Origin of the sequence: Mycobacterium genavense ATCC 51234 (genome assembly GCF_000526915.1) — a bacterium.
Classification (GTDB): Bacteria; Actinomycetota; Actinomycetes; order Mycobacteriales; family Mycobacteriaceae; genus Mycobacterium; species Mycobacterium genavense.
This window is the reverse complement of the sequence record NZ_JAGZ01000006.1, coordinates 164,290-183,246: the sequence shown is the minus strand read 5'-3', so window position 1 is coordinate 183,246 and position 18,957 is coordinate 164,290. Positions and strand designations below refer to the sequence as shown.

16 protein-coding genes and 3 pseudogenes are annotated in these 18,957 nt (G+C 66.4%); 10 read left to right on the top strand and 9 right to left on the bottom strand.

Going from position 1 to position 18,957, the window contains the following annotated elements:
• The first annotated feature begins 57 nt into the window (after positions 1 to 57).
• Positions 58 to 744 (top strand): cutinase family protein, encoded by a 687-nt coding sequence (locus T428_RS0115525; protein ID WP_036468122.1) that lies wholly within the window; start codon positions 58 to 60, stop codon positions 742 to 744.
• Here T428_RS0115525 and T428_RS28525 read toward each other — a convergent pair.
• Positions 745 to 1,510, bottom strand: a pseudogene (locus tag T428_RS28525) (glycerophosphodiester phosphodiesterase family protein). It abuts the gene before it with no gap.
• 69 nt (positions 1,511 to 1,579) lie between these two features.
• Positions 1,580 to 2,728, bottom strand: coding sequence for an LLM class flavin-dependent oxidoreductase (locus T428_RS0115515; protein WP_051465254.1), 1,149 nt, complete (start codon positions 2,726 to 2,728; stop codon positions 1,580 to 1,582).
• Positions 2,729 to 2,788: 60 nt separating this feature from the next.
• On the opposite strand from T428_RS0115515, the gene T428_RS0115510 reads away from it, so the two are divergent.
• From T428_RS0115510 to T428_RS0115485, 5 genes are all read left to right on the top strand, one after another.
• The gene (locus T428_RS0115510; RefSeq protein WP_025737201.1) at positions 2,789 to 3,562 is read left to right on the top strand and encodes an enoyl-CoA hydratase/isomerase family protein; all 774 of its coding nucleotides are present in this window, start codon (positions 2,789 to 2,791) and stop codon (positions 3,560 to 3,562) included.
• 122 nt (positions 3,563 to 3,684) lie between these two features.
• On the top strand, positions 3,685 to 4,341 hold the full coding sequence (locus T428_RS0115500) for a TetR/AcrR family transcriptional regulator (RefSeq protein ID WP_025737200.1): 657 nt from the start codon (positions 3,685 to 3,687) through the stop codon (positions 4,339 to 4,341).
• A gap of 99 nt (positions 4,342 to 4,440) precedes the next feature.
• Positions 4,441 to 5,082: a carboxymuconolactone decarboxylase family protein gene (locus T428_RS0115495; protein ID WP_025737199.1), complete on the top strand. Its 642-nt coding sequence runs from the start codon at positions 4,441 to 4,443 to the stop codon at positions 5,080 to 5,082.
• A gap of 1 nt (position 5,083) precedes the next feature.
• Positions 5,084 to 5,818 (top strand): GntR family transcriptional regulator, encoded by a 735-nt coding sequence (locus T428_RS28520; protein ID WP_051465253.1) that lies wholly within the window; start codon positions 5,084 to 5,086, stop codon positions 5,816 to 5,818.
• On the top strand, positions 5,815 to 6,534 hold the full coding sequence (locus T428_RS0115485; RefSeq protein ID WP_245604936.1) for an SDR family NAD(P)-dependent oxidoreductase: 720 nt from the start codon (positions 5,815 to 5,817) through the stop codon (positions 6,532 to 6,534). Before T428_RS28520 ends, T428_RS0115485 begins: the two co-directional genes overlap by 4 nt.
• Here the strand turns inward: T428_RS0115485 and T428_RS0115480 are convergent.
• From T428_RS0115480 to T428_RS0115465, 4 genes are read right to left on the bottom strand one after another with little or no spacing between them, the layout of a single operon-like run.
• Positions 6,502 to 7,422, bottom strand: coding sequence for an LLM class flavin-dependent oxidoreductase (locus T428_RS0115480; protein WP_025737196.1), 921 nt, complete (start codon positions 7,420 to 7,422; stop codon positions 6,502 to 6,504). The two genes, T428_RS0115485 and T428_RS0115480, sit on opposite strands and share 33 nt — an antisense overlap.
• A complete protein-coding gene (locus T428_RS0115475; RefSeq protein ID WP_025737195.1) occupies positions 7,419 to 8,603 on the bottom strand; it encodes an LLM class flavin-dependent oxidoreductase in 1,185 nt (394 codons plus the stop codon). The genes T428_RS0115480 and T428_RS0115475 overlap by 4 nt, the downstream gene beginning before the upstream one ends.
• Positions 8,604 to 8,652: 49 nt before the next feature.
• Entirely contained in the window at positions 8,653 to 10,023 is a 1,371-nt protein-coding gene (locus T428_RS0115470; protein ID WP_025737194.1) for a 4-hydroxyphenylacetate 3-hydroxylase N-terminal domain-containing protein, read from the bottom strand.
• A gap of 18 nt (positions 10,024 to 10,041) precedes the next feature.
• Entirely contained in the window at positions 10,042 to 11,811 is a 1,770-nt protein-coding gene (locus T428_RS0115465; protein WP_025737193.1) for an acyl-CoA dehydrogenase family protein, read from the bottom strand.
• A 726-nt stretch (positions 11,812 to 12,537) separates the two neighbouring features.
• Here T428_RS0115465 and T428_RS0115460 point away from each other — a divergent pair.
• Positions 12,538 to 13,365: a glycoside hydrolase family 16 protein gene (locus T428_RS0115460; protein ID WP_025737192.1), complete on the top strand. Its 828-nt coding sequence runs from the start codon at positions 12,538 to 12,540 to the stop codon at positions 13,363 to 13,365.
• 6 nt (positions 13,366 to 13,371) lie between these two features.
• Here the strand turns inward: T428_RS0115460 and T428_RS0115455 are convergent, their stop codons facing one another.
• The 3 genes and pseudogenes from T428_RS0115455 to T428_RS28510 all read right to left on the bottom strand — a co-directional run bounded on the left by T428_RS0115455 (position 13,372) and on the right by T428_RS28510 (position 15,919).
• Complete coding sequence (locus T428_RS0115455; RefSeq protein ID WP_025737191.1) at positions 13,372 to 14,031, bottom strand: hypothetical protein; 660 nt, start codon at positions 14,029 to 14,031, stop codon at positions 13,372 to 13,374.
• A gap of 51 nt (positions 14,032 to 14,082) precedes the next feature.
• The gene (locus tag T428_RS28515; protein ID WP_245604935.1) at positions 14,083 to 14,766 is read right to left on the bottom strand and encodes an LLM class flavin-dependent oxidoreductase; all 684 of its coding nucleotides are present in this window, start codon (positions 14,764 to 14,766) and stop codon (positions 14,083 to 14,085) included.
• 322 nt (positions 14,767 to 15,088) lie between these two features.
• A pseudogene (locus T428_RS28510) lies at positions 15,089 to 15,919 on the bottom strand (class I SAM-dependent methyltransferase).
• A gap of 126 nt (positions 15,920 to 16,045) precedes the next feature.
• Between T428_RS28510 and T428_RS28505 the strand changes: the two are divergent.
• The 3 genes and pseudogenes from T428_RS28505 (at position 16,046) to T428_RS0115430 (ending at position 18,952) form a co-directional block, all read left to right on the top strand.
• A pseudogene (locus T428_RS28505) lies at positions 16,046 to 16,973 on the top strand (NADP-dependent oxidoreductase).
• Between the two features lie 153 nt (positions 16,974 to 17,126).
• The gene (locus tag T428_RS0115435) at positions 17,127 to 18,581 is read left to right on the top strand and encodes an amino acid permease (RefSeq protein WP_025737190.1); all 1,455 of its coding nucleotides are present in this window, start codon (positions 17,127 to 17,129) and stop codon (positions 18,579 to 18,581) included.
• Between the two features lie 116 nt (positions 18,582 to 18,697).
• Complete coding sequence (locus T428_RS0115430) at positions 18,698 to 18,952, top strand: hypothetical protein (protein WP_025737189.1); 255 nt, start codon at positions 18,698 to 18,700, stop codon at positions 18,950 to 18,952.
• Positions 18,953 to 18,957 lie beyond the last annotated feature (5 nt).

Below are 18,957 nucleotides of genomic sequence, written 5' to 3'. Positions count from 1 at the left end.
CCGATCCGGAATTCTCTCGGCCCGGCGGCGGCGCCGAGTTCGACTTAACATCTTGCTGTGCGCGCTTTCGTTCCCCGTAAACCATCTGCTGTGTGCCTCGCGGCGGTCGTGCTCGCGGGCGCCCTGATACTGGCGTCCGCACCGCTTCAGGCTCCTGGTGTCGTGCCGTCGGCCGCCGCCAGCTGTCCCCAGGTTCAGGTGGTGTTCGCCCGCGGCCGGTACGAATCACCGGGTCCCGGTGTGCTCGGCAACGCGTTCATCAACGCGCTGTCGTCCAAGGTCGGCAATAGGAGCCTCGGCTCGTACGCCGTCAAGTACCCCGCCGATACGCAGGTCGACATCGGCTTCAACGACATGAGCCACCACATCCAGGACATGGCCGCCAATTGCCCGAACACCCGACTGGTGTTGGGCGGCTACTCGCTCGGTGCCGCGGTCACCGACGTGGTGCTCGCCGCGCCCATCAGCGCGTTCGGGTTCGACAGTCCCCTGCCACCGGGCATGGACCAGCACATCGCCGCCGTCGCGCTGTTCGGCAACGGAAGTCAGTGGGTGGGTCCGATCACGAACTTCAACCCGCTGTACAACGACCGGACGATCGAGTTGTGCCACGGCGCCGACCCGATCTGCAACCCCGCCGACCCGAACACCTGGAAAGAGAACTGGCCACAACATCTGGCTAGCGCGTACATCGACGCCGGCATGGCCAACCAGGCCGCCGACTTCGCCGCCAGCAAGCTGTAGTTACGCCGGGGACCACTCGTCGCGCGCGACCAGCACACAGTAGGTCGGCGCGATCGGTGATGATGCCGTCCACCCCGATGTCGAGCAGGGCCCGCATCACCACCGGATCGTCGACGGTCCACGCGTGCACCTGACGTCCCGCGGCGTGCGCGGCCCGGACCAGGGTTGGCGTGATCACCGGCAGGCGACCGAGCCGTGGCGGCAGCTGCAGGCAGTCGCTGTCGTGCAGCATTCGCCAGGCATAGGCCCGGCTGGCCGGGGTTTTCGCCGCGACGAGTGCCGGGACCGCGACCGTGTCCGCCGAACTCGCGACCCGTTTTGACAGCAGGCGCAGCGCCTGACGGCGACGCCGGTCGGAGAACGACGTGACCAGCACCCGATCGTGCGCATTCAACCGCTCGATGACCTCGACCGTCGGTTCGATGGCCGACTCGGCTTTGATGTCGATGTTGACCCGCATCGCGGGCAGCGCCACGATCAGCTCTTCCAGTGTCGGAATGGTTTGCCCCGCACCGAGATCCGCCGTGCGGACATCCTGCCAGCCAAGCCGGTCGATCGGGCCCGGCAGCCCTGTCTGCGCCGGGAGCCGGCGGTCGTGCAGGATCACGGCCACGCCGTCACGGGTCGCGCGAACATCGGTCTCGATGTAGCGAAATCCGAGCCTGGCGGCCTCGTGGAACGCGCCCATGGTGTTCATCGGGAACCTGAACGACGTGAATCCCCTGTGCGCCATGGCAATTCGTCCGGTACCGCGGAGAAACTCCACGTCGCCATCGCTCATGGGGCTAAGGCTACGACGGCCGGTGAGATTCGGCCCGGAAAAGCGACCGAATTGCTACCGCAGGTTGGTCGGGTTGAGGTCTTCGGGCATTTGTTGGCCGGCGTCTTCGTAGGCCTTTTTGATCGCCGCCATGACCGGTGCGCCGTAGTCCTTCTCCTTGGCCACCACGGTGTCGTAGCTGGCGCGCAGGGGTTTCAGGTGCCCGCGGAACTCGGGAATGACGTAGCGGCCCATCAATTCATAGCTGCGCAGTGTCGCCTCGCGGTCGGCCCAGTCGCCGGCCAGCACCAGAAAGCCGCCGAAGCCGCCGGTGACGGTCTGTAACCGGTGCAGCGCCTCGATCATGTCGTCGGGTGTGCCGACGATCGCGGCGTCCTCGGCGATCTCCTGCTCGAGGGTGTAGTCGTACTTCAACCCGGCGATCCGCTTGAAGTAGCCGATCCGTTCGACCTCGCGCCCCTCGCGGACCTCGGCCATTGCCTGCTCTCGGGTGTGCGCAGGGTGCGCCCGGATCACCAGTCGCCACTCCTCGCGCCGGAAATTCTTGCCGCTTTCCGCGGCGGCCTTCTCCCCCAGCGCCCAGTGCGCCGCGAGGTCCTTCTTGCCGCCGATCAGGCCGGCGCCGAGCGAAAGTACCCCGACCCCGTGGGTACCGGCGGCGGTCATGCCCGACGGCGACGTGCTCGAGGCGACCGCGATCGGCATCGAGCGGTTGACCGGAAGAATTTGCAGGCGCGCCTCATTCAAGGTGAACCAGTCGCTGTGATGGGTGACCGTCTCGCCGGCCAGCAGTCGAATGATCACCCCGAGCGCCTCGTTCATCCGCGGACGCTGGGTGATCGGGTCGATGCCCATCATCGTCGCGTCGGAGACCAACGCCCCGGGGCCCACGCCGAGCATCGCTCGCCCGTGCGTCAGGTAGTCCAGCTGCACGAACCGGTCGGCCACCATCATCGGATGGTGATACGGCAGGCTCACCACGCCGGAGCCCAGCCGGATGCGCTGAGTGCGCTGACCGGCAACGGCCAGGAACGTCGCGGGGTCGGCGATGTTCTCCCAGGCGGCCGAATGATGCTCGCCGACCCAGGCCTCGTCGAAGCCCCAACGATCGCACCACGCGATCAGCTCGAGATCGCTCTCATAGCTGGTCAGCGGGCTTTCCCTGACCGGGTGATACGGCGCGATGAATGTCCCGAACGACATCCTCACGAAGGCCTCCTAGCATCTACATCGACGTTCACGCTCATCGAAGGGAGCGGACCGATGCTCGACCCCGACGCATACCGCACCATCGACGTCGCCGTGGACGAATCCACCGGCGTCGCGGTGCTGACGCTGAATCGGCCCGACAAGGCCAACGCCGTCGACGACGTCATGCATTCGGAGTTGTCAACCGTGTTCGCCGCCGCCCAGGACGACGGCCGGGTGCGTGCCGTGGTGCTGACCGGTGCGGGCCGGACGTTCTCGGCGGGCGGCGACGAATCCAGCGATCGCGGGTATGCGACCTCGACCGGCCGAACGCCGATCGAGGAGGCGCGCCACATCGTGGACGACATCGTCGCCCTGACCAAACCCCTTGTCGCAGCGGTGAATGGGCACGCGGTCGGGCTGGGCGCGGTGCTGGCGACGCTGGCGGACATCTCATATGTCGCGGAATCGGCCAAGCTCGGCGACTTGCATGTGCACGCCGCGCTGCCGGCCGGCAACGGTGCCGCGGCGATCTGGCCGTTGCTCGTCGGGATCAACCGCGCCAAGCAGTTGTTGATGGCCGGTGACCTGCTCACGGCCGCCGAGGCCGAACGCCTGGGACTGATCACCCGTGTCGTGCCGACGCCCGAGGTGCTACCGGCGGCGACGTCGATGGCGGTGCGGCTTGCCCAGCTGGCTCCCCAGGCTGTGCAGGGCACCAAGATGGCGATCAACCGCCTGCTCGCCTTGGCGTCGGGTGCGGTGCTGCCGTTGTCGCTCACGCTGGAGGCCGCGGCCATGGAGCACGACGACTTCCGTGTGGCGATGGAGAAATTAAGGCGCAAATGACGGAGCATCAGTTCGGCACGCTACGACGACAGCATCCGTTTGCCAACGTCAACGTTCATGTAGACGAATCCGGCTTTCTGCAGTTCGGAGCCCTGATGGCGTACGTTGATACCGCACGGTAGATGAGGAGGACGACCATTCCAGCCACCCGCCAGCAGAGCGACAACGCCCGTCGACGCCACGAGCGCCGCAACGCCGACCGCCGCGCCTCCGGGGAGCGATGGCAGACGATCCTCAAGGGCGCCGCGGAGGTCTTCCGCCGGGACGGATTCGCGCGAGCCCGCCTCGAAGATGTGGCCGCCGAGGTCGGCATCAACCGTGCCTCGCTGTACTACTACGTCGGCACCAAGGAGGAGCTGCTGGTCGCGTTGATCGAGCAGCCCGCCTACACGATGACGCGGCGCTGCCGCGAGGCGCTCGAGTCCGACGCGTCGGCCGACGAGAAGCTGCGCCGGGCGCTGCGTGCCTACATCGAAGACCTGGCCAACTATCCCGAAGTCTTTCTGTTGTTCAGCGAAAGTCAGTACCTGGCAACCCTTCCCGAGGCGAAGGACATCGTCGCCAATGCCGATACCTACGGCAAGACGCTGCTTGCGATCGTCGAGGAGGGCGTCGCGTCCGGCGTATTCCGCCGCGACCTGGACCCGCGGCTGGTGATGCTGGGGATCCTCGGCATGCACAACTGGATCCACCGTTGGTACGTCCCCGGCGGACGCAACACGCTGGCCGAGATCGGCGATGTGTTCGCGGCCATGACACTCGCCGGCCTGCGCCCCTGACTGTACGCAATCCGGGGCGTGGCTGAACTGCGAGCTGCGTTGATGTAGCGGCAGACGTTGGGATTGAATGCAATCTGCATCCAATCGAGAGGACTCGCAATGCCGCGCCTGAATCCCATTCCCCGGGGTGAGGTCACCGACGAGTTCACGCTGAAGATGTACGACTTCATGTTCGGCGACCGCGATCCGGTGGCCGAACCGGGCACCGTCGGCGGCACTGCGGGAAACTGGTGGACGGTGATGGCCCAGTCGCCCGCTGCCCTGCGTCATGCCGTGCGGGGCTTTCGCCTGTACCGCCAAGAGGTAAGCATCCGCCCCGATCACCGTGAGCTGGGCCAGATCCGGGCGGGCTGGGTGGTGGGCAGACAGTTCGTCTACTCCCAGCATTGCAAGGCGTGCCGATCGGCGGGGCTGTCCGAGGAGAAGATCGCGGCCATTCCCTCGTGGCAGACCGCCGATTGTTTCGACCACACCGAGCGGCTGCTGCTGGCCTACGCGGATTGCCTTGCGGGCCAACAGGGCCGGGTACCCGAGCAGCTGTTCACCCAATTGCGAGATGTCTTCACCGACACCGAGATCCTCGAATTCACCTATACCACCACGATGTATGTCATGCACGCGATCATGTCGCGGGCACTGCGCCTGGAGTTCGACGACGTCGACGACCCGATCGTCGAGGTCGACGACCCCGAGGGCGGCGGCGTGCTCGACATCGGCGCCGCCACTTCTGGAGGTGACTGAGGTGAGCGAGATCGACGGCCGATCGGACTTGGCCTACCGGCTGATCCGGCGCGCGATCGCCGAGGGAGATTTCGAACCGGGCTCGCGGCTGGTGGAACAGCGCATCGGCGAGATGTTCGACCTGTCCCGCACGCCGGTCCGAGAAGCGTTGCGGGCCTTGGCCGCCGACGGCTTGGTCGTGATCGAGCGAAACCGGGGAGCGGTCGTCGCCACGATGTCCGAGACCGACATCCGCGACCAATACGAGCTGCGCGCCCGGCTGGAATCGCTGGCCGCCGAGCGTGCGGCGACCCGGATGCATGCCGACGGCATCGCCGGACTCGACGCGGCGATCGCGGATTTCGATGCGGGCATCGAGCTCGTGTCGAGCGGCTCGTTGGATGCGGGCGTGCGCCGAATCGCGGCCGCCAACAGTGCCTTCCACCAGGGCGTGGTGGAGGGGTCGCGGCACCGACGGCTGTCGGCACTGCTGGTGCACGCGGTCGACATTCCGTTGGTGTATCAGGTGTTTCGACATCAGACGCGGGCCGAAAGCGAGCACTCCAACCTGTTCCACCGGATGGTGCGCGACGCGATCGCCGCCGGGGAACCCGAGCGCGCCGGCGCCCTGATGGCCGAGCACATCCTGCAGGGGCGCGACTGTGTCCTGGCGTTGCGCGCGCAGCCGCGTCCGGAAACCCAAACCCACGGCTCGTTATCGAGCGATTCCGGCTGGACGGTCGCGTCGCCGTGGTGACCGGGGCGCCGTCGGAGTTGGGCGTGGCGATCGCCCGCGCGCTCGGCTGCGCCGGAGCGCGAATCGCCTTGGCCGGCCGCCGCTTCGAGGCCGTCGAAGAACGCTGCGCGAGATTGCGCGACGACGGCCTCGACGCCACTGCATTTTTGGTGGACGTCGTAGATCCCAAATCCTGCACCGCCGCGGTGGGCCGGATCGCGGAGCATTTCGGCAGGGTGGACGTGCTGGTCAACAACGCGGGCGTGGGCACCGCCGCACCCGCGACGCGCGAGGATCCGGCGCAGTTCCGATACAGCATCGAAGTCAACCTGATGGGCGCCTATTGGATGAGCCAGGCGTGTGGCCGCGTGATGCAGCCGGGTTCGGCCGTCGTGATGATCAGCAGCATCCTGGGGTTGACGACGACCTCGCTGCCGCAGGCGGGCTATGTGTCCAGCAAGGCGGGGCTGCTGGGTCTCACCCGCGACCTGGCCCGACAGTGGACCGGCCGCAAGGGAATTCGGGTCAACGCCGTGGCGCCGGGATTTCTGTCCAGCGGAGTGACCGCACACACGCCGGACGGCTTCAACGACGACTTCGTCGCCACCCGGGTACCCGCCGCTCGGATGGGTGATCCCGACGAGGTGGCCGCGGCGGTCCTGTTTCTGGCCAGCCCGGCCGCGTCGTTCGTCAGCAGCGCGGTGCTACCAGTCGACGGCGGAACGTTGATCACCTGAGCTCCGCGCGAACAGCAGGGCCCGCAGGTGCTCGAGGACCGCGGGATCGATCAGCTCCGGCTCGTAGAGCAGCTCCGGGGGGAAGTACAACACGATCTCGTCGATGCCGATCTGCTGCCAGCCGGCCACCCAGTCGTCGAACGCCTGCACGGACGACCAGATCGGGTCCGGAGTGGTCGCGGGACTGCCGGCCAGGATCTGCCGGCGAATGCTCGACGGGTCCCGGCCGACTTCGGCGCAGAGCTCGTCCAGGATCGCCGACCGCCGCTGGGTGATCGCCAGCAGCTCGGCTGACGACAGCCCCCAGCCGCCGAACGAACTCCAGATGTCGCCGAACCGAGCCACCAGCCGCAGGCTCGAATGGTCATGCGCGGCAATGCACATCGGCGGCCGCGGCCGTTGCGCCGGAGCCGGTCGCAGCCGCACGCCGCGAACGTCGTAGTACTTGCCGGCAAAGTCGACGGGTTCGGCGCGCAGCAGCGCGTCGATCAACTCGACGGCTTCGGCGAACCGCTCGGCACGTTCGTCGCGCGCCCACGGCGTGGTGCCCAGCAGCTCGTGGTCGGTGCACGCATAACCGGCCCCGATCCCCAGCCGCAGCCGGCCGCCCGACATGTTCTCCAGCGTGATGGCTTGGCGCGCGAGCAGCACGGGGTGTCGCAGGATGACGTTGGAGACCAACCGCCCCAGCAACATTCGGCGCGTGCAGTTGGCCAGGCCGGCCAGCGTGGTGAACGCCTCGAACCAGTTGGCTTTCGAGGCTTGCGGGTTGGCGCCGTGGTCGTCGATCCAGAGGCTGCGAAGCCCCAACTCCTCGGCCTGCTCGCAGCGGTCGAGCAGCGTCGCCCACGCGACGTTGGGAAACAGCAGCACCCCGAAGTCGATCACTGACCGGTGCGCACTTTTTCTGCCTGGGCACGGCGGGCGTCGCGCTCGGCAAGGAATTGTTGTGTCGCGCCGACGATCGCGTCGGTGATGTTGCCCATCAGCGTCTCGCGGTGGAAGATCGTCCAGTCGCGGCTGCGCTCGATCGGTTCCAGCGAATCCTGAAACACCGGCATCACGTAGCGGCTGATCAGCTCGTAGGACCGCAGCGTGGCCCCACGATTGGCCCATTCGTGCGCCATCAACAAATAGGTGCCGAATCCGCCGGACTGTCTTTGCAGCCGGCGCAACTGCTCGACGGCCATCTCGGGAGTGCCGATCACGCCCACACCGGTGTCGTTGACCGCGGCCACGATGTCCTCGCCCGGATCGAAGTCGCCCAAAATCGGTATCGCGCCGACATTTTGGAAGTAGTCGACCCATTGAGCGAGGCCGACCTCGACCTCCCGGCGGGCCTGTTTTTCGGTTTCGGCGATGTGCATCGGCCCGACCATGCGCCAGCCCTCGCGGCTCACGGTCTTGCCGTGTGCGGCCGCGGTCTCGGTGGCGGTGCGCCAGTTGCGCGCCAGCGCGTCGAAGGCCTTCTTCTGGGTCGCGGCGATCGAAAGCAATCCGATGCCGAACTTGCCGGCCGCGACCGGGCCGGACGGCGACGCCGTCACAGCGACGCTCACCTCGATGCCGGGCCTGCTGTAGGGCCGCAGCTGCAACCTGGCGTCGCGCAACGTGAACCAGTCCGTCTTGCGGGTCACCGGTCCCTCGTCGGCCAACAATTCGAGCACCGCCTCGAGGGACTCGAGCATCATGTCGCGCTGCCGCGTCGTCTCGATGCCCATCATGTAGGCGTCGCCCGGCAGCGCGCCCGGACCGACCCCGACGATCAGTCGCCCCCGGGTCAGGTGGTCGAGTTGCACCATCCGGTCGGCCAACATGAACGGGTGGTGGTACGGCAGCGAGGCCACACCGGTGCCCAGCCGGCTGCGCTTGGTGCGCGCGGCGGCCGTGGCGATCATCAGATCCGGCGCACCGCTGATTTCGGTTCCGCCGGAATGATGTTCGCCGAACCAGGCTTCCTCGTAGCCGAGTTCTTCGACGGCTTCGACCAACTGCAGGTCGCGCTCGAACGCGAGGGTCGGATTGTCTCCCACCATGTGGTAGGGCGCGATGAACACACCGAAACGCATGCAGCTGAATCTACGTCTACGTTCACGTTCACGCAAGCACGGTGTGCCGTCAATCGAGGTTGGCCGCGTGCCGGGCCAGGCGCTTGGCCCGTTCCATGTCGTAATGCTTGCAGGTCACCAGGCGCTGGGCGAACAGGCCGCCACCGGATTGCACATTGGTGACCAAATGCCAGCCGCCGTACGAGTCGGCGGTGGCGTCCCGGATGGCGTGAAACAACTTCGCGCGAGTATCGCCCGGGACCTCGGATGCGCCGGTGAGGTACTTGCGTAACTGCGGCCCGACGTCTGGGTTGTCCAGGTCCGCCATCGATGGTGTGGTGATCACGCCACCGCCGGCGACGTCGTGCAGATGCCGGACCATCAGGTTGAAGTTCGCCGCACCAACGTATTTGGTGGCGTTGGTGTAGAGATCGTCGGAATAGTAGTAACCCTCCGGCGTGGTGTGCGCGTTGCTGATCGCGGCCTCCATGCCGGCGCGCAGGATGGTGGCGTGGATCATCATCTCGTCGATCTTTTCCCGGATGTGCGAAACCCGGGCGGTGCCATTGGCCTCGGCGATCAGTGCGGCCAGGCCCACCATCTCGTCGGCCTGTTCCACCATCACGGCGGTGCCGCCAAGGCGTTCCCACAACGCGAGCGAGTGCGCGAAGATTCCGGCCTGGGCCGCAACCCCGTCCAAAAACACGTGTTCGTTCGGCACGAACACGTCGTCGAAGATCACGAAGCCGTCGGGCATGCCACGCCCGGAGCTCACCGGGTAGTCGCGTGCGTCACCGCCGTGTGCCTGCACGGTGCGGCTGACGACGTGCACGCCCGCTCCGTTCACCGGCACGGCGCACGCGATCGCGTAGTCCTCCTCCCCCGGCTTCATCGACGTGGTCGGTATCACCAACAGATGATGCGCGAAGGGTGCGGCGCTGATGTGTAGCTTGGCGCCGCGGATCACCACCCCGTCGTCGCGGCGTTGCACCACGCGCACGTACTGGTCGGGGTCGTCTTGTGCGGCCGGCGCCCGCGACCGATCGCCCTTGGCGGTGATGCACTCCGCGATGCGGATGTCGTCGCGACGCGCTTGTGCCACATAGGCATTGATGCGCGCGACGAACTCGGGGTGCGCGTCACCCAGCCGCGCGGCCGCCACCACGAGCGTCATCAGCGACTGGTAGGTGACGTTGAGCAACAGGTCCATCCTGGTCAGGATCGGCACCCGCTCTCGCAGTTCGTCCACGCTGCGGGGCACCTCGACGAGGGGGTTCACCGCGTCGGGCTCGGGACGGTAGTACTCGTCGTATCCCGCGGTCACCGCTTCCAGCGCCGGGGCCAGCAGCGGGTCGGTGTCCATGTCTGCGACCAGCTTGCCGTCCTGGTAGATCCGCCGTCCGTTGCGCAACGAGTTCTTGTACTGTTCGCCCGTCATCATTTTGCGGTGGGCTCCTTCTTATCTACTGGTCCGCTGATTGAACGGCTGGTCGCGGTCGGGATCGGGCTCGCGGGGCAGCCCGAGCACGCGTTCGGCGATGATGTTGCGCTGGATCTCCGAGGTGCCACCGGCTATGCAGTACTTCTTCATCTCCAGGAATGATCTTGTGCCAGCGGGCATCTCGGCATCGATCGGCCAGTCTAGCGAGAGCTCTGGCCGCGAGTCGACCCGGATACGCCCCGCGCGCTCGTGCAGGTCCGCGCTTACGAGTTTGCGAATCGAGTCGATGGCGCCGGGGTTGCGATCCGGGGTAACGCTGGCGCGCAAACTCGCGGTCTGCAGGGCGCGTTCGTCGACCAGCATGCGCTGCAACCGATCCCGTACATCGGCGTTGTGCCAGGCACCGCGGTCGAGCGCTTCGGCGATCAGCTGATCGGCCACGCCCGGACCGACGACCGGCGGCCCGGTCAGGCTGTTGCGTTCCTGTATCAGCGTGCTGATGCCGACCTTCCAGCCGGCGCCGCGCGGGCCCAGACGCGCCGAGTCGGGCACCACGACGTCGGTGAGGAACATTTCGTTGAATTCGGCGTCGCCAGTCATCTGCCGCAGCGGTCGCACCTCGACACCGGGTGTCCGCATGTCGAGCAGGAAGTAGGTGATGCCGTCGTGTTTGGGCAGTGTCGGATCGGTGCGGGCCATCAGCAGCCCGAAGTCGGCGGTGTTGGCGAACGAACTCCAGATCTTCTGGCCGTTGACCAGCCAGCGATCGCCGTCGATCGGTACGGCCGACGTCGCCAGGGACGCCAGATCAGATCCGGCGCCGGGTTCGCTGAACAGTTGACACCACCGATGCTCGCCCAGCGCCAGCGGCCGCAGGTAAGTCTCACGCTGCTGATCGCTGCCCCACTGAAGAATCGTTGGGCCGGCCAGCCATATCCCGACGAAATCTTCCTCGGGCCGGTCGAGGCCGCGGCGGCGCAGCTCTTCGACGACGGCACCGCCCTCGTCGCGGCTCAGGCCCCGACCGCCGTACTGGACCGGCCAGGTCGGTGTCGACCAGCCAGCGGCGCCGAGGCGGCGATACCAGTCGCGTCGCGCCGGTGAGTACTTCTCCCCCGCTGCCGGGGGTGGGCCGTCGCCGGCGAGGCCGTCGATCAGGTTGGCGGCCAGCCACGCGTGCAGTTCGGCGACCGCCGGCGAGTCTGTTACCGGTGCGGATTGTGTCGTGGGCGAAGGCGTTTCGACGACGGCGAGGCCGAGCCGGTCGTGATGTGCCGACGGGGTGTCGAGCAGGTATTGGTCGGACTTGGCCCGGCGTAGGTACAGGTGTGCGGCGTGCTCCCAGGTGTAGCCGATGCCGTCGTGCAGCTGGATCATCTCCGCGGCATTCTGCACCGCGGCCTCCCCGCACGCGGCGGCCGCGACCGTCACGGCGAATTCGGCATCGGCCGCCCCGGCCGCCAGTTGCCGGATTGCATACCAGGCGCTACTGGCCGACAGCTCGGCACGCACCGCCGCGTCGGCGAGACGATGCTTGAGCGCCTGGAACGCGCCGATCTGACGGCCGAACTGCCGACGGTCCAATAGGTATCGCCTGGTGAGCGCTACGCACTGCTCGGCCAGCACGGCCTGCTCGGCCGCCAGCAGCGCGGTCGCCCGAAGGTGGACCTGGGCCAACACGGCCGTGGCGGCTCCGGGCGCCCCGACCCGGCGCGCCGCGGCGTGCGAAAGCCGCAAATTAGCCAACGGGCGGGTCGGGTCGAGGGTGGCCAGCCGCTGCCGGTGCACCCCGTCGGAACCGGTGATCGCGAAAAGTGTTGTGCCGTCGGCGGTCTCCGCGGCGACCAGGATCAGGTCGGCATCCGCGCCATCGGGGACGTGGTGGAATTCTCCACTGACATAACAGCTTTGGCCATTGCGTTCCGCACTGGCGAAGTAAACGGATGTCGTCAGGAATCTCGTTTTGGCCGTGACTGCACGGTTATGACCGGCGCGAATTAACGCAATTCAAGGACCGAGCGAATTGACTGATGCGCAGTTATTAACGTTTATGCGGGGGTATCGCCGGTGGAGAAGAGCTTGAACCGGCGGCTGCCAGCGGCAACCGCTTGGCCTACCCGAGCGTCTCCTCGACGGGCCCGAAAAGACGGGTGGCGACGGATGGATTCGGCACGTTCACGTTCACGGCGCTGCGCCGCGATCCACGCCGGATGGGACTGGAGAAAAATAACTGTCGACTCTGGCGCATTCGCCATGGTGGTCAACTCCTCTCAGAGCCCCGACTCGGCCGCAAAGCTACAAGCGTGTTATCGATTCGTGTCCAGGATGCCCAACCAATGCTGAGACCAAACCGTGGCTGAACATGAGAATTCGCCGTGAATTCCATCCCAAATCCCGAGCTTGTACCGTTCCGCCGTCCGTTTCGGGGCGGTGGCGATCCAAATGCTAACGACGGCCACCGACACAATTTCCGTTTCGACCCCGTACCGGCGGGGCTGCTATCGTCGCTTGCCTATGCCTGAGATGGACCGCCGACGCATGATGCTGACGACCGGGATCGGCGTGCTGGCGGCCGCGCTGCCCATCCCTGAGGCCAGGGCTTATCCCGGGCGGGTGCCACCGCCCGCCGCGCCCAGCGGGCAGGCCGGAAGCTACCTATTCGCCGACGAGTTCGACGGCCCGGCCGGTTCGGTGCCCGACCCGTCCAAGTGGGCGATCGCCAAGGCCCGCGAGACGATCAAGGACCCGACGTATTGGGAGTTGCCCGAGCACATCGGGCAGTACCGTGACGATCGGAAAAACGTGTTCGTCGACGGCAACTCGAACCTCGTTCTGCGCGCGGCCAAAGACGGCCCGACCTACTTCAGCGGCAAGGTGCAAAGCCTGTGGCGCGGCGGCGTCGGCCATACCTGGGAAGCCCGCGTCAAGCTGAACTGCCTGACGGCCGGCGCCTGGCCCGCGTACTGGCTCGGCAACGACGACCAGGGCGAGATCGACGTGATGGAGTGGTACGGTAACGGCAGCTGGCCCTCGGCGACCACGGTGCACGCCAAGGCGAACGGCGGCGAGTGGAAGACGCACAACATCGCGGTCGACAGCGCCTGGCACACCTGGCGCACTCAATGGGACGAGGCCGGGATCAGGTTTTGGAAAGACTATTCCGACGGAGCCCAGCCCTATTTCGACGTGCCGGCCAGCTCGCTGCCGGATTGGCCGTTCAACGGCCCCGGCTACACGGTCTATCCGGTGTTCAACCTTGCCGTTGCCGGTTCCGGCGGTGGTGACCCCGGAGGCGGCAGCTACCCCGCCGACATGCTCGTCGACTGGATACGCGTCTGGTAGCCGGCATCAGCCCGGAGTGCGATCGCCGGCGAACCACGCTTCTGCTACCGCGTGGACTTGGGGTGGTGGCAGGTGCGGGTTGCCCGCACCCAGCTGACCGACTTTGACCGTCCATACCGGCCCGGTGCGGTCGTCGATGCAGGTCTGCGTGTCGGGGCGGCACAGCACCGCAGGGTTGGGGCCACCGTTGTCGCACCCGTAGCCGGCGACGTAACCGTCGTCCCGGCCGCCCCACGCCCCGCCGTTGCGCAGCAGGCAGCGGGGGCCGTCGTCGAGGATGAGTGCATACGGTTCCGGTGACGCCGGGGCTCGCACCGGCGGCAGCTGCCCCTGATAGTCGACCCGATGTAAACGCTGGTCCCACGGATTGTCGACGCACAGCAGCGATCCCGGTGTCGACGGCCAGCAGGTGGCGGCGCCGGCGACGCTCGGCGAGCACGCGTAGACGTTGTCGGCCACGGCCGCGGGCGAGGCTACGCAGTCGTTCACCACGGCGACGTTGCCGTCGGGCGGGGTTTCGTGAAAGCCGTTGACGGCTTGCCCCTGGGACCCGACGGCCGCCGTGGTGATCTGCTGAGTGGGCGGAGGATCGGCGTTCGCCGATCCGATCGACCCGAACATCACCGTGACAACGATTGGCAGCGCAGCAACCCGCAACACGTCCACCGAGCTAACAATCCTCCATATCGGCAGCGAGGTGAATGTCCCCTGCCGCGGCTAGACGGCCGCGACCGGTCGCGGGGTGGAATCCAGGGCAAGGCAACGCTGTAGCAGTGCGTCCGTCGGTGGCTGGCGGAACGCCAGCACCATCTGCTCGCAACCGAGCCGTTCAAACTCCGGCAACAGCGCCAGCTGTTCATCCACCTGATCGGGCTCGACGGGATGCAGGGAAACCTGCGCGGTGCGCGTGATTACGCCCGGTTCGCGCCCCATTTCGGCACATGCCTCGTCGAGCCGGGCGTTTACGGTGCCCCATCTTTCGGGCCCCTCATGTCCGGGCATGTTCCAGATGTCCGCCTGGCGTGCGATCACGCGGAGCATCTTCGGCTCCGTGCCGCCCATCACCATCGGGGGGTGTGGGCGCTGCAGCGGTTTGGGTTCGCACAGCGCATCCACGAGGGCGAAGAATTGCCCCTCAAAGGTGACCGATTCCTCCGTCCATAGCCGGCGAATCAGGGTCAGTGCCTCGTCGACCATCGAGACGCGGGCACCGGGGGCGGGAAAGTCGATCCCGTACCCGCAATGTTCGGCCTCGTGCCAGCCGGCGCCGATCCCGAAGTTGAGGCGACCACCCGAGATGTGGTCGACGGTAACCACCATCTTGGCAAGGACCGCGGGGTTGCGGTAGGTGACGCTGGATACCAGACAGCCGACCCGCGCCCGCTTGGTGACCGCGGCCATCGCGGCCAGGGTGGTCCAGCCTCATGGGTGGGGGCGGTGTGTTCCTGCGGCTCGTAGAAATGGTCGTAATCCCACACCGCTTCGAAACCAAGCCGATCAGCGGTGCGCCACAACCGCTCGAGTTCGGCGTATTGGAAGCTCTGGTCGAATTTGACCGAAATGCGCATGCGGCGAATCTAAGTTCGGCGGCGGATTTTGGCGCGGCGAATGGTCCGCATTCCGATTTCGTCTCCCGTTCGTCGGATGCCAGACGCGCGGCATTAAAGAATCCGGCATGTGCACAAATACCGAAAAATCTTGCACACGTTCGTCGATCGTGGGCTCAGTGGGTCAGCAGAGTCGCCGCACTCCATGGTCGGGTCCCGGGTCGGCGCGGATCGGGTTGAGGCAGCCATGCGGCGAGGCGCATGAGTACCGGCAAGCGGCGGAATCGGTGGGCAACGATTAGCAACGATTCCACTTCGGCGACGCGCCAGCCGAGTTCTTCGAAATATGCCACGCCGTTTCGGGGGCGAATCTGAACGGTGCATTTTCCAGCATGTCGGCCATCTTCTTGTTCATCATCTTTTTCAGACCAGGACCGGCGAAGTCGAGCATCCACCAGGCGACCTCGGGCCGGGTGATCCCCACCGTCGCCGTCGCCATCGTCGAGATACATCAACAGGCCCTCCGTGAGCACCAGGGCCTTCGCGGCGCCGTCGAGGGCGTCGTTGAGAAACGCGTCCCGGGCCGGTGGGTCGGCCAGGTCGACGGCCGTGCGCGTCAACCGGCATCGCGGTGTCTGATCGGCGAGCAGTTGCGTCTTCTCCGCCAGCAATGCCGGCAGATCCGCCTCCACCCACCCCAACTCGGCGGGCAGCTCCAGACGATAGGGCCGGGTGTCCAGGCCGGCGGCCAGATTCAACACCCGGTCGCAACCGTTGGTGACGGCCTCGGCGACGGCGTCGTCGATCAGTTTGGTGCGCGCGACGAGCCACCAACCGTTGCGCGTCGACCGGGGCACATTGGCGACGATCGCACGGCCCTGTTCGCCGGCCAGCAGCCCGGCGAGCGGGTCGTGGAACAACGCATCGCGGCGTTGCGATTCGGTTGCCCGATGCAGCGACGTCCAGCGGGCGGTATCCGAAACATGGGTGATGGTGTGATCCGCCATAGCTGGGGTTATAGCATCCGTCGTCGACCTTGGTCCGCTGCGAGTCGAGTGGCGTACTAAAAACGTTGTGTACCAACAACTTTCATGGCTATTGATCCGGAGAATGGTGTCCGGTAGCGTGCGCTCATGCCCGATCGAAATCGCCGATTCCTGCTGCGTGAGCGCCCGACCGGACGTATTGGTCCCAACACGCTCGAACTCAGCGAGGAAGCCGTGCCACAGATCGGGGATGGTGAGGCGCTGGTGCGGGTCGAATGGATCTCGCTCGATCCGACCAACCGGACCTGGACCAACGACACCCCGACCTATCTGCCTCCGGTCGGTATCGGCGAGGTCATGCGGGCCGGCGGGCTCGGCCGGGTCGTCGAATCCAAGAAGCCCAACTATACGGTCGGCCAGATCGTGCAGGGCCTACATGGGCGCTCTCGGGACGACTGGGCTCACGGCGTGGGTCGGGATCCGCGACATCGGCAAGCCGCAGCCGGGTGAGACCGTCGTCGTGTCGTTCGCGGCGGGTGCGGTGGGCTCGGTCGCCGGCCAACTTGCCAAGGCCGACGGCGCCCGCGTCGTCGGGATCGCCGGCGGCCCGGACAAATGCCGTCTGCTCACCGAGGAACTCGGCTTGGATGCGGCGGTCGACTACCGTGCCGACGACTGGCTCGCCCAGCTGCGGGCGGCGACACGCGATGGCATCGACGTCGACTTCGAGAACGTCGGCGGCGTCATCATGGACGCGGTCTTCGCCCGGCTCAACATTCGCGCGCGCGTTGCGCTGTGCGGCTTGATCTCCGGCTACAACGAGGCCGACCCGCGACCCGGACCGCGGGTCTTCGGCAACCTGCTGATCCAGCGCGCGAGGGTGGAGGGCTTCATCGTTCTCGACCACCTGGGCCGCGCCCCCGAAGCGGTACGCGAGATCTCGGACCTGATCGCCGCGGGCAAGCTCACGCCGCTGGAGACCGTCGTCGAGGGTTTCGAACAGCTGCCCACGGCGATCAACATGCTCTTCGACGGCAAGCACGTCGGCAAGCTCATGGTCAAGACGTCGGGCTAGGCGCCGCCTTTCCCTTTGCTCGTTCGGGCCGGTGCATCTCGCAGAACGTTGACAATTGGCTTGGTCAGCGCCGGGATGTGACGATAGGAATAATCCAGTTTGGCCACAGCACTGGTTAGCTACCGGCAGCTCGGAACCACGAGGACGTGACACATGAGCGAGGACGTCGTCGAGGTTAATCCTGCTGTCTCGCAGCTGCATCGGGGACTGTCCAACCGTCACGTCCAGCTGATCGCGATCGGTGGCACGATCGGAACGGGCCTGTTCATGGGCGCCGGGCGAACGATCTCCCGCGCCGGCCCGTCGGTCGTGGTGGTTTACGGAATCATCGGGTTCTTCTTGTTTTTCGTGTTGCGCGCGATGGGCGAGTTGTTGTTGTCGAACCTGAACTACAAGTCCTTCGTCGATTTCGCCGCCGACCTGTTGGGGTCGGCGGCGGGCTTTTTCGTCGGGTGGTCGTATTGGTTTGCCTGGATCGTCACCGGCATTGCCGAACTGGTCGCGATCGCGGGCTACTTGCAGTTCTGGTGGCCGGGTCTGCCGGCCTGGCTGCCGGCGCTGAGCGCGTGTGTGCTGATCCTGCTGATCAACCTGTTCAGCGTGCGCAACTTCGGGGAGATCGAATTCTGGTTCGCGCTAATCAAAGTCGTCGCGATCATCAGTTTGATCGTTGTCGGCGCAATCATGCTGGCCACCAATTTCGTTTCCCCGCAGGGACATCCGGCGACGGTCGAAAACTTTTGGAACAGCGGCGGATTCTTCGCCACCGGCTTTTCCGGGATGGTGGGCGGATTCCAGATCGCGTTCTTTGCGTTCGCCGGCGTGGAACTCGTCGGTGCCGCGGCGGCCGAGACTGCCAACCCGCGTCGCACCCTTCCCCGCGCGATCAACGCGGTGCCGCTGCGGGTGGCGATCTTCTATGTCGGCGCGCTGCTGGTGATCCTCACCGTCGTCGAATGGCGGCGGTTCGACGGCAACGAGTCCCCGTTCGTCGCGATGTTCTCCCTGGCCGGACTCGGCGGCGCGGCCTCGGTGGTCAACTTCGTCGTGATCACCGCGGCCTCCTCCGCGGCCAACTCCGGGATGTACTCGACCGGCCGCATGCTTTACGGTCTGGCCGACGAAGGTAGCGCTCCGGCGGTTTTCCGCCGGCTGAACCGCGGAGGGGTGCCGGCGCCCGCCCTGTTCGTGACGGCCGCACTGCTGCTGACCGCCATCCCACTGCTGCACGTCGGCGGTTCGGTGATGGGCGCTTTCACGCTGGTGACGACCATTTCGGCACTGCTGTTCATGTTCGTCTGGGCGATGATCCTGGCCAGCTACCTCGTCTATCGCCGCCGGTACGCGCGGCGCCACGCGGACTCGGCCTTCAAGATGCCCGGCGGCCGGGCGATGTGCTGGGCCGTGCTCGCCTTCTTCGCATTCGTCGCGTGGACGCTCACCACGGAAGACGACACCGCGCTGGCTTTGGCGTGGTTCCCCGCGTGGTTCGTGCTGCTGGCCGCCGGATGGCTGGTCGTCCGGCGCAGTCCCGCTCACGCCGAGCGTTACCGCCAGTTCCTGGCTGAGATGCACCCCCCGGTGCAGCATCCGGCGCCGGCGTCCTGACCGGCGCGTGCATCGCGCGGCCCGTTCGATGTTGGGATCGGTAGCCCGTGCGGGCGGCTGTACTCATCGCAACGACGCCGCCACAGAGGCAACGCACCAGGAAAGGAAGACAGTAAATGAACATCGTGCCGACCGGCATCCAGGAACAGATCAACCGCGTCGATCGCCAACGGAGCCTGTACATCGGGATCAGCACCGGCCTGCTCGCGATCTGGAGCATCTATCGGGTGATCTGGATGCTCTACATCGGAATGACGTTTGGCTGGTTCTTTGCAGCGGTGGCTTTCCAGTTGGTGCTCTGGGGTGTGATCGGCACCGCCGCGGCGGTGGCGTCCATCGGATTCCTGACTCGGTACAACCAAGGTTCTTGAGTCGT